This window comes from Streptomyces sp. WM6386 (assembly GCF_000972385.1).
Taxonomy (GTDB): Bacteria; Actinomycetota; Actinomycetes; order Streptomycetales; family Streptomycetaceae; genus Streptomyces.
Window position 1 is genome coordinate 83,455 of record NZ_JXTE01000026.1, and the last position, 9,527, is coordinate 92,981.

The window sequence follows — 9,527 nt, forward strand, 5'->3', positions numbered from 1 at the left end:
GATGTCCTCTCAGACCAGGGTGGCGGTGTACTGGTTGGCGGGGCGGGGAAGGCCGTAGCGCTCCCGCAGGGTCCGGCGCGGTCCGTACTCCTCGCGGAGCAGGCCGCGGGCGCGCAGGATCGGGACGACGTGGTCGACGAAGAGGTCGAGGCCGGACGGCAGTACGGCCGGCATGATGTTGAAGCCGTCGGCGCCACCGAGCGTGAACCACTGCTCGATCGCGTCCGCGACCTGCTCGGGCGTCCCCGCGAAGGTGAGATGTCCGCGCCCGCCGCCGAGCCGCCCGACGAGCTGCCGCACGGTGAGGGACTCCCGCCGGGCGAGCTCGACGATGAGGGTGTACCGGCTCTTGGCCCCTTCGACGGCATCCTCGGAGGGCAGATCGGCAGGCAGCCGCGAGTCCAACTCCAGTCGGCCGGGCTCCAGTTGCAGCAGTCGCTCCAGCCGGTCCACTCCGTGCGTGTACACGATGTGGTCCTCAAGCACCTGCTCGGCCGCCCGCGCCTCGGCCTCCGTGGACCCGATGACGGGCACGATCCCGGGCAGTACCTTGATGTGCTCGGGATCCCGACCGGCCGCCGCGGTACGGGCCTTGAGGTCGGAGTAGAAGTCCTGAGCGTCCTTGAGGGTCTGCTGCGCGGTGAACACCGCCTCCGCGTACCGCGCCGCGAACCGCTTCCCGTCCTCGCTCGACCCCGCCTGCACGAGCAGCGGGTAACCCTGGGGCGAGCGCGGCACGTTGAGGGCGCCCTCGACACTGAAGTACGTCCCCTGGTGCCGGGGCGGATGGATCTTGCCGTCATCACCCCACACACCGGCCGACTTGTCGCCGACGATCGCGTCGTCCTCCCAGCTGTCCCAGAGCTTGAGGGCGACATCCAGGAACTCCGCGGCACGGGCGTACCGCTCGGCGTGTGCGGGCTCGGCATCGAGCCCGAAGTTCCGGGCGGCTTCCGCCCCGGCGGTGGTGACGATGTTCCAGCCCGCCCGGCCACCGCTGATGATGTCCAGCGAGGCGAACTTACGGGCCAGGTTGTAGGGCGAGTTGTACGACGTCGACGCCGTCGCGATCAGCCCGATGTGCTCGGTGGCCGTAGCCAGCGCGGTGAGCAGGGTGAGCGGCTCCAGAGCACCGGCGGGGCGTTGGGCGATGTTCCCCCACAGTTGGGGCCCGTCGGCCAGAAAGAGCGAGTCGAAGGTCCCACGCTCGGCACTCTTCGCGAGCCTGACGTAGTGGTCCAGCTCGACATGGGCATACGGATCACTCTCGGGCAGCCTCCACGAGGCTTCGTGGTGCCCGGTGCTCATGAGGAAGGCGTTGAGATGGAGTTGGCGGGTCATAGGGGGTCCTTTGCATTTCAGCCTGTCCGGCGTTTGAGGACGAGGCCCTTCGGGCCGATCGGGGTCTGGGGCGGAGCCCCAGCGGGGTCGAAGGGGCAGCGCCCCTGGGGATGGGACGGGTAGGGGCGGCGGGGGCGAGAAAAACCCGCCGCTCACCCCACGTCCTCGGTCACCCCCAGCGCCGCGAGCAACCGCTCCCGGTACTCCCCGAGCAACGGATCCCGATACGACCGCGGATGAGGCCGCTCGATCGCCAGATCGACCCGGACCCGCCCCTCCTCCAGCACCAGCACCCGATCCGCCAGCACGATCGCCTCATCCACGTCATGCGTGACCAGCAACACCGACGGCCGATGCCGCTCCCACAACTCCCGCAGCAGCGCATGCATCCTGATCCGCGTCAGCGCGTCCAACGCCCCGAACGGCTCATCGGCCAGCAACAACTCCGGCTCCCGCACCAACGACCGCGCAAGCGCCGCCCGCTGAGCCTCACCCCCGGACAACTCGTTGGGCCAGGCCCGCTCCCGCCCCTTCAGCCCGACTTCCTCGAGAGCCGCCCGCCCCTTGTCCTCGCCGTCCGTCCCCAGCAGTACGTTGTCCAGGACCCGGCGCCACGGCAGCAGCCGCGAGTCCTGGAAGACGACCGACACCCGCTCGGGCGCGGCGAGCTGACCGCTGCCGACGACCTCGTGGTCGAGCCCCGCGATCGCCCGCAGCAGCGTGCTCTTGCCGGACCCGCTGTGCCCGAGCAAGGCGACGAACTGCCCGGCGGGAATGTCGAGGTCGATCCCGTCGAGGACGACCCGCCCGTCGAACGACCGGGTCAGCCCCCGGAGTCGGACGGCCGGCCGGGTCAGTTGCTCAGTGTGCGTCGCCATGACAGCACCCTCCGTTCGATGAAGCGGACCGTGCTGTCGGAGGCGAGTCCGAAGATGCCGTAGACGACGAGTCCGACGAGGATGACGTCCGACTGGCCGTAGTTCTGGGCCTGGAACATCATGTAGCCGAGTCCGCTGGTGGCGTTGATCTGCTCGAGGACGACCAGGCCGAGCCAGGAGCCGGTGACACCGAGCCGGAGTCCCACGAAGAATCCGGGCAGTGCGCCGGGGATGACGATCTGCCGTATGAACTGGTACCGGTTGAGCCCCTGCACCTCGGCGAGTTCGACGAACCGGCTGTCGATACCGGACAGCGCGGCGTGGGTGTTCAGATAGATCGGGATGTAGACGACGATCGCGATGATGGCGATCTTGAAGGTCTCGCCGATGCCCAGCCAGAGGATGAACAGCGGGATCAGACCGAGGGTCGGGATCGCCCGGTTGAGGTTCACCGACCCGTCGATGAGCGCCTCCCCGACCCGGCTCAGCCCGGCCGCCAGCGCGAGGGCGACCCCGGCGACGAGACCGATCGCGAACCCGGAGGCCGCGCGCTGGAGCGAGGTGAGGATGTCGCCCCGCAGGGTGCCGTCCGTCCACAGGTGGGCACCGGTCTCCAGCACCGTCCAGGGCGCCGGGATCGCGGCCGGGTCCAGCCGCCCCGCGGCGGAGGCGGCGGCCCACAGTGCGAGCAGGAGGGCGGGGCCGATCAGCCGGCTGGCCGGCAGGCGGCGGCCTGGGGAGAGACCCCGCCGCTTCCGCCGTACCGCTTTCGAGGGTTCCGCGACGACCGGTGCCGTCGTCGCCGTCGCCGTCGTGGTCACAGCACTCATTTCCGGTACTCCTCTGATACGGACTTCGCGGCGATGCCCTCGAAGCGGTGGTCGAAGAGCGAGGACACGTCGAACTTCTTCACGAACCCGCCTTCCGCCAGCAGATCCGCGGTCTCCTGCTCCCAGCGGATCGCCTCGTCCCAACTCGGCGAGAACAGCGGCTTGTTGGCGAGAGCGGTGATGCCCTGCGCCTGTGCGAGGGTCAGGTTCTGCGTCTTGACGTAGAACTCCTCGTTCCAGATGTCGGGGTTCTCGTACGCCCAGACCTGGCCCTTGGCCCAGAAGGGGATGTAGGCGGCGACCGCGGCCGCCTTCGCCTCGTCGTTCAGCACGGCGGCCGGTGCCCACAGCAGGTTGAGCAGGTCGACGACGTCCGTCGTGACGAGCCGGGCGCCCTTGGACCCGTACTGCGAGATATAGGCGGGCGACTGGGTGTTGCCGAGCGGGGCGATGTCCACCTGGCCCGACTGGAGGGCGGTGAGGAACTGGTTGCTGGTCAGCGGGACCAGCTTCACCTCGTCGTACTTCAGGCCGGCCTTCTTCAACGCCCGCAGCAGCACGACACCTTGGGCCTGGCCCTGCGAGAAGGCGAGCTTCTTCCCCCGGAAGTCCTCGACGGAACGGATGTCGCTGCCGGGCTTGGTGGCGAAGACGTAATTCGGCTTCCGGGTGATGTTGATCGCGACGATCTTCGCGTCGAAGCCCTGGTAGTGCGCCTGGATCGGCGGAATTCCCGCATTGTTGGCGAGGTCCAGGGACTCGGCGCGAAAGGCGTTGATGACATCGGGGCCGGCGGCGACATTCACCCAGCTCGACACCTTGAAAGGTAGCTCGCCCAACTTGGCGAGCTTGAACTGGAGTTGCTGGGTGTTCGAGAAGGAGGACACCTTCAGGCCGGTGCCGGCCGGGACCTTGGCGGCGAGCGGGGCGGTCGAGGCACCCTTGTCACCGGTGGCGGCGCTGGACTCGGCGCAGCCGCTGAGCCCCGCGACACCGGCCGCGGCGCCCACGAGTGAGGTCAGGAACAGTCGCCGGTCTATGCCGGACGTACGGGAAAAAGGCATGGGAGGACTCCCTGAACTGGTGCATGAGAAAAGCGTGGAGAAATAAATTCACGCGGCAGAAATGAGCGCGTCACACGGGGCAACGTGTCAGCAACAGAAGGCGCGACAGTGCAGGTGAGGGCTCATGAACAAGATGCTCCCGGTTGTGCGGAACCCGTGTCAATATTCGGAGTTTCTGAATTAATTCCGCTCAGGTGACACGGCCAGTGGATCCCGGTAGAGCATGTCGAGGGCCACCGAACCGCCGGCCACCGCCAGCACGGAATCCGGGAAACTCGTCGGGATCACGGCCGCCGCCCGCTCGGGTCCCACCTCCTCGCGCAGCGCGGAGAGGCAGTCCGCCCGATGGATCGCGCCGACCTCGGTGACGACGACGGTCTCCGGGTTGAGGATGTCGAGCAGCAGCCCGGCCGCCCGCCCCGTCATCCGCGAGCGCTCCACCAGCAGCCGTGCGGCCACCGGATCTCCGCCCGCCGCCTCCTTCACGAGACGCATCGGGTTCACCCCGGCCATGACGCCCGCCGCCCGCGCCCGCTCGCACAGTGTCCGCTCGCTGAGCTCGACCTGAAGGCAGCCGACCCGCCCGCACCCGCACCTCCGCGTGCCGCCGAGCGGCAGATGGGCGATCGCGCCGGCCTGCGAACGCGGCCCGTGATGCACCTCGTCGTTGGTGGCGAACGCGGCGTCGACGACGTTGCCGACGAACAGGTGCAGCACGCTCCGGCTGCCGCGCGCCCGCCCGAACAGCCGCTCCGCGTTGAGCAACGCCCGCGCGTGCCCGTCCACATGGACCGGCAGCCCCGTGCGCGCCCCGATCAGCTCCCGCACCGGCACATCCCGCCAGCCCAGCAGCTGGTGCTCGACGACGGTGCCGGCCTCCTGGTCCACCCAGCCGCCGGCCGCGAAACCGACGCCGAGCGGCCGGCATCCGGGCACCCCGGCGAGCAGCGCGCCCAGCCCGTCGGCGGCCCGCGCCAGCACCCGCCCCGGCTCGGTGACGCCCTCGTGCCTGAGCTCCCGCGAGGCCACCACGCGTCCCCGCAGATCGAGCAGCGCGACGGTGGTGTGGGGCACCGCCACATGGACGCCGCACATGACGAAACGCGAGGAGTCCAGGTCGACCGGCACATGAGGCCGCCCCACACCGTTCGACCGCCGGGGCACGGCGGCGTCCCGGATCAGTCCGAGCCCGGCGAACCGGGCGCAGTAGTCGGTCACCGAGGCGGGGGAGAGCCCGGTGAGCCGGGCGATGGTGGAGCGCGCCACCGGCCCGTGCTCCAGCACGGAGCGCAGCACGACACTGGCGCTGGTGCGCCGCCGGTTGGCATCGGAGGCGCGCGAGATGGGGTTGGCAAGGGTGGTGGGCATGGCGATCATCCTCGGGAGCGGTTCCGACACTGCGCCGTCACGGAAGGGGAGGCGCGCCGGAGCCGCCTCACCCGGGGCGGCGACAGGCGGCCGCGCTCACTCGTCGCAGGTCGACGTGGCGACGCGACGTGAGGGTGAGGGCTTGGGCAACCATGGCTCGAAGGGTAGGGGTGTCGGCCGGATCAGGCCAGAGTGCGATGCCCTGTTTGGTGGGACCCTACAGATGCCGTTCACACTCGACACGTGAGTGAAACGTCCCGGCCTCAGTGACCGGTGTCACGTCCTACCCGGTGTAACCACCACCCTTTGTCTGGAGCCCACCAAGTCGCGGCTCCAGCCTTTGTCGAGCGCTGACGGTGATCAGCGTGCGAGTGCCGGGATAGCGTCGCGATGTCCCCCGCCGTTCATACCCTCGCGGAGTCCCCATGAGCACCGCCGTCGCCCCCGTCCGTCCTGGCCAGGTCCTCGCCGACCTGCTGCCGGCCTCCCGTGTCCGGGACGTCGCGCTCGTGCTCGGCGGCGCCGCGCTCACCGGCCTCGCCGCCCAGCTCTCGGTGCCCGTGCCGGGCTCCCCGGTTCCGGTGACCGGCCAGACCTTCGCCGCGCTGCTCGTCGGCACGACGCTGGGCGCGGGCCGCGGCTTCCTCTCCCTCGCGCTGTACGCGCTCGCGGGCATCGCGGGCGTGCCGTGGTTCGCGGGCGCCACCTCCGGCGGCTCGGCCCCCTCCTTCGGCTACATCCTCGGCATGATCCTCGCCTCCACCGTCGTCGGCGCCCTGGCCCGCCGCGGCGCCGACCGCTCCGTGTGGCGCACGGCGGGCGCGATGCTGCTCGGCGAGGCGATCATCTACGCCGTCGGCGTCCCGTACCTGGCCCTCGCCACCGGCATGTCCGCCTCCGCCGCCATCGCGGCCGGCCTCACTCCGTTCCTGATCGGTGACGCCCTCAAGGCCGCCCTGGCGATGGGCCTGCTGCCCACGACCTGGAAGTTCGTCAACCGCTGAAACCGCTGACGTGGTCAGGGAAGAGGCTCGCCGGGTCGTACTGCGACTTCAGCCCGGCGAGCCTCTTGCGTGTCACCTCGTCGTACAACCCCTCGCTCCGATCCCCGGCCCCGAACGCGAAGTTGACCGCCCGCCCGAGGGTCACGGGCGCGAGCAGCGCGAAGGCCGGATCGAGGACCTCCTGGGCCTTCGCCCGTTCCCCCACGGTCAACAGCCTTACCAGGAACCGCCCTTCGCGCCACGGCACGGAGTTCGGCGCGGCCGCGGCGAGCGCCCCACCGAGATGATTGATCTGTACGACGGTCATGGCGCCGGCGCCCGGCCCGGTACGCCGGAGCACCTCACCGGCCGTCGCGAGGTCGAACTCGCCCAGCACCGCACTGTCCCCGTAGTACGCGTGCGGGAAGTCCGGGTCGCTGTGGATGGTGTGGCTCTCGGCGTACGGCATCTCCCGCAGTGAGTCGGCGAGCACCGGCCCGACCTCCCGCAGCGGGGCGACGAGTCGCTCACCGTCGGCGCCCGTGTGGGCGACCCGTACGGACAGGACGTACCGCCCGCGCAGGTGCGGCGGCAGCGCCGGCAGGTCCGGATACGGTACGGCCGCGAAGGACGAGGTCAGCCCGTCCGGTACGGTCCGCGTCCACGCCTCGTACGCTCGCAGCACGGCCGCCGGATCGACCTGACGCCCGTCGAAGGCGAGCGAGCCGCCGTACAGCGTCCGCACGGGGACGAGGCCGATCTCCAGCTCGGTGACGACACCGAAGCCGTGCCCGGCGCCGAGCAGCGCCCAGTACAGGTCGGGCGCGGACTCCCGGGTCACCTGCCGCAGCCGCCCGTCCGCCGTGACGACGTCGAGGGAGCGGACGTGGTCGGCCGCGTACCCGAACTCCCGTGCCAGGATGCCGAGTCCGCCGCCCAGCGTGTACGACACGGCGCCGACGCCCGGCGCGGAGCCGTTGAGCGGGGCGAGCCCGTGAGGTGCGGCGGCTTCGACGACCTGGCCCCAGCGGACCCCGGCCTGGACGCGGGCGGTGCGTTCGACAGGGTCGACGCTCACCCGGTCCATGCGCCGCGTCGAGACGAGCACGCCGCCCTCCACCGGGCCCGGCAGCCCGTGCCCCGTGGCCTGGACGGTCACCGGCAGCCGCTCGGCGGCGGCGTGGCGCACGGCGGCGATGACGTCGTCGGCCGAGGCGGCGGCGAAGACATGTGCGGGACGCACGGTGAACCCGGTCTGGAACCCGCTGAGTTCCTCTGCTGCGTGGCTGTTCATGCACCTCAGGCTGGAGGCATAACCTGACAGCTTCCGTCAGGTTATGCCTCCGTCGTCGGTCAGCTCTCCCGGCGCCGCGTCGACCACCACATCCCGGCCGCACCGGCCGTCAGCAGCGCCGCGCCCCCCGCCCCCAGCGGGAGCAGATCACGGTCGGGACCGGTCTTGGGCAGCTCCTTGTCGCCGCCCGGCCCCACGGGCTGGTTGTCGGTGCCGAGCAGCAGCGGGGTGGCCGGGGCGTTCGGCGACGGGTTCGTCGTACCGAACGGAACCGGGCCCTGCTGCCAGAACGTCTTCTTTCCGTCGCCGGTCTGCACCGGCAGACAGATCTTGCCGGTCTTTCCGAGATCGAATGTCGCGTCCACGGCGTACGACTTCGACTTACCGGCCGCGAGATTGTCGATCGGGCAGGCGAAACCGCTGTTCGAGCCCTCCGGTAGATCGCTTTCGGCAATCGAGGAGCACCCTTGAACGTTATTGACCGTGAGGCCGTCGAAGCCGACGACCAAAAGCTGGATCTTTCCGCTGTCCTTGGTCCCCTCGTTCTTCACCGTGGCGGTGAGATCGGTCTTTTCGGAACTGTTGTCGACCGAGATCTGTTCGGGCAGCAGCGTGGTCAGCTTCACGCCCGCCGGTGCCTCGTCGACGGCCTTTCCCCCCTTGCTGCTTCCGGGTCCCTCGTCCGCGCCGGCGGCGGTGGAAAGGATCAGCACGGCCGAAAAAGATGCCGTGACCAGCGATCCCGCGATGGTCGTCCTACGACGAGAACTCATGTTCGTCCCCCTTGGCTGCGCCTGAATTCGCAGTACTTGAAGAGCTACCACAAGATTTCTCCGCACTATGCTGGTACGGCGTGAAGTGTGACCATTGTGTTGAAGTAGGCGTTGACCGGTGCGTGGTTGAGGGGGTGTGACGGATTGCCGGGGAATACGGGAAACACGAGGAGCGGTGGGGCTCCCGGGATATTGGTGACGGGACGTTATCGCCTGGTCGAGAGCATTGGACAGGGGGGAATGGGGCGGGTGTGGCGAGCCGCCGACGAGATGCTCGACCGGGAGGTCGCGGTCAAGGAGATGCGCATAGACGGCCTCGACGCGGAGGACGCGCGCACCCGCCGGGAACGCACGCTGCGCGAGGCCCGGGCCACGGCGCGGATCGACCACCCCAATGTCGTACGGATCTATGACGTCGTCGACGAGGGCGAACGTCTGTGGATCGTCATGGAGTTGGTCGCCGGCCGCTCCCTGGAACGGATGATGGTGGAGGACGGCCCGCTCGGCCCCCTGGAGGCGGCCCGAATCGGCGTCGGCCTGGTGACGGCACTGCGCCAGGTGCACGCCCGTGGCGTCCTGCACCGGGACATCAAGCCGGGCAACGTCCTGGTGGAGCGGAACGGACACCGCGTGGTCCTCACGGACTTCGGCATCGCGGCGATCCAGGACGCGAAGGCGCTGACGATGGTCGGCATGCTGGTCGGCTCACCCGACTACATGGCCCCCGAGCGCATCTCCGGCCGCCCCCAGGGCCCGCCGTCCGACGTCTGGTCCCTCGGCGCGACCCTCTGCGCGGCCCTGGGCGGCCACTCCCCGTTCTCCCGCGACACCACCCTCGCCACGCTCCACGCGGTCCTCTACGAGGAGCCCGAACTCCCCGCCGCGGCAGGCCCGTTGCGCGACATCCTGGCCGCCCTCCTGGAGAAGGACCCCGATGTCCGCCCGGGCCTGGCTGACCTGGAGACCGCTCTCCAACCGGTGGCCTTCCCAGCGCCC

Annotated in this window: 10 protein-coding genes; 2 read left to right on the top strand and 8 right to left on the bottom strand. The window is 70.0% G+C overall.

Annotated features, from left to right (window positions below):
• Window positions 1-9 precede the first annotated feature (9 nt).
• The 6 genes from TN53_RS18300 to TN53_RS49570 all read right to left on the bottom strand — a co-directional run bounded on the left by TN53_RS18300 (window position 10) and on the right by TN53_RS49570 (window position 5,635).
• Window positions 10-1,341 carry an LLM class flavin-dependent oxidoreductase gene (locus tag TN53_RS18300; RefSeq protein WP_046259599.1) on the bottom strand — a complete coding sequence of 444 codons (1,332 nt, stop codon included), beginning with the start codon at window positions 1,339-1,341 and terminating at the stop codon, window positions 10-12.
• Between the two features lie 152 nt (window positions 1,342-1,493).
• Window positions 1,494-2,219: an ABC transporter ATP-binding protein gene (locus tag TN53_RS18305; protein WP_046259600.1), complete on the bottom strand. Its 726-nt coding sequence runs from the start codon at window positions 2,217-2,219 to the stop codon at window positions 1,494-1,496.
• A complete protein-coding gene (locus TN53_RS18310; RefSeq protein ID WP_046259601.1) occupies window positions 2,195-3,049 on the bottom strand; it encodes an ABC transporter permease in 855 nt (284 codons plus the stop codon). The genes TN53_RS18305 and TN53_RS18310 overlap by 25 nt, the downstream gene beginning before the upstream one ends.
• On the bottom strand, window positions 3,046-4,113 hold the full coding sequence (locus TN53_RS18315) for an ABC transporter substrate-binding protein (RefSeq protein ID WP_046259602.1): 1,068 nt from the start codon (window positions 4,111-4,113) through the stop codon (window positions 3,046-3,048). The genes TN53_RS18310 and TN53_RS18315 overlap by 4 nt, the downstream gene beginning before the upstream one ends.
• Window positions 4,114-4,293: 180 nt before the next feature.
• Window positions 4,294-5,481, bottom strand: a complete 1,188-nt coding sequence (locus TN53_RS18320) for an ROK family protein (RefSeq protein ID WP_046259618.1) — start codon at window positions 5,479-5,481, stop codon at window positions 4,294-4,296.
• Window positions 5,482-5,548: 67 nt separating this feature from the next.
• Complete coding sequence (locus TN53_RS49570) at window positions 5,549-5,635, bottom strand: putative leader peptide (RefSeq protein ID WP_353694792.1); 87 nt, start codon at window positions 5,633-5,635, stop codon at window positions 5,549-5,551.
• A gap of 271 nt (window positions 5,636-5,906) precedes the next feature.
• On the opposite strand from TN53_RS49570, the gene TN53_RS18325 reads away from it, so the two are divergent.
• A complete protein-coding gene (locus TN53_RS18325) occupies window positions 5,907-6,485 on the top strand; it encodes a biotin transporter BioY (RefSeq protein WP_046259603.1) in 579 nt (192 codons plus the stop codon).
• On the opposite strand, the gene TN53_RS18330 is transcribed toward TN53_RS18325, so the two are convergent.
• Window positions 6,475-7,758 (bottom strand): FAD-binding oxidoreductase, encoded by a 1,284-nt coding sequence (locus tag TN53_RS18330; protein ID WP_046259604.1) that lies wholly within the window; start codon window positions 7,756-7,758, stop codon window positions 6,475-6,477. The genes TN53_RS18325 and TN53_RS18330 overlap by 11 nt on opposite strands.
• Window positions 7,759-7,817: 59 nt before the next feature.
• Entirely contained in the window at window positions 7,818-8,531 is a 714-nt protein-coding gene (locus TN53_RS18335; protein ID WP_046259605.1) for an LPXTG cell wall anchor domain-containing protein, read from the bottom strand.
• Window positions 8,532-8,723: 192 nt separating this feature from the next.
• Between TN53_RS18335 and TN53_RS18340 the strand changes: the two genes are divergently transcribed.
• Window positions 8,724-9,527 (top strand): serine/threonine-protein kinase (locus TN53_RS18340; RefSeq protein WP_159038150.1); only part of this gene is annotated, 804 nt, incomplete at its 3' end.

What these genes read in the sequence shown, in the direction of transcription:
- TN53_RS18335 (WP_046259605.1), bottom strand. Translation starts at nt 8,531, where the DNA reads ATGAGTTCTCGTCGTAGGACGACCATCGCGGGATCGCTGGTCACGGCA.
- TN53_RS18310 (WP_046259601.1), bottom strand. Translation starts at nt 3,049, where the DNA reads ATGAGTGCTGTGACCACGACGGCGACGGCGACGACGGCACCGGTCGTC.
- TN53_RS18320 (WP_046259618.1), bottom strand. Translation starts at nt 5,481, where the DNA reads ATGCCCACCACCCTTGCCAACCCCATCTCGCGCGCCTCCGATGCCAAC.
- TN53_RS18330 (WP_046259604.1), bottom strand. Translation starts at nt 7,758, where the DNA reads ATGAACAGCCACGCAGCAGAGGAACTCAGCGGGTTCCAGACCGGGTTC.
- TN53_RS18300 (WP_046259599.1), bottom strand. Translation starts at nt 1,341, where the DNA reads ATGACCCGCCAACTCCATCTCAACGCCTTCCTCATGAGCACCGGGCAC.
- TN53_RS18305 (WP_046259600.1), bottom strand. Translation starts at nt 2,219, where the DNA reads ATGGCGACGCACACTGAGCAACTGACCCGGCCGGCCGTCCGACTCCGG.
- TN53_RS18325 (WP_046259603.1), top strand. Translation starts at nt 5,907, where the DNA reads ATGAGCACCGCCGTCGCCCCCGTCCGTCCTGGCCAGGTCCTCGCCGAC.
- TN53_RS18315 (WP_046259602.1), bottom strand. Translation starts at nt 4,113, where the DNA reads ATGCCTTTTTCCCGTACGTCCGGCATAGACCGGCGACTGTTCCTGACC.
- TN53_RS49570 (WP_353694792.1), bottom strand. Translation starts at nt 5,635, where the DNA reads ATGGTTGCCCAAGCCCTCACCCTCACGTCGCGTCGCCACGTCGACCTG.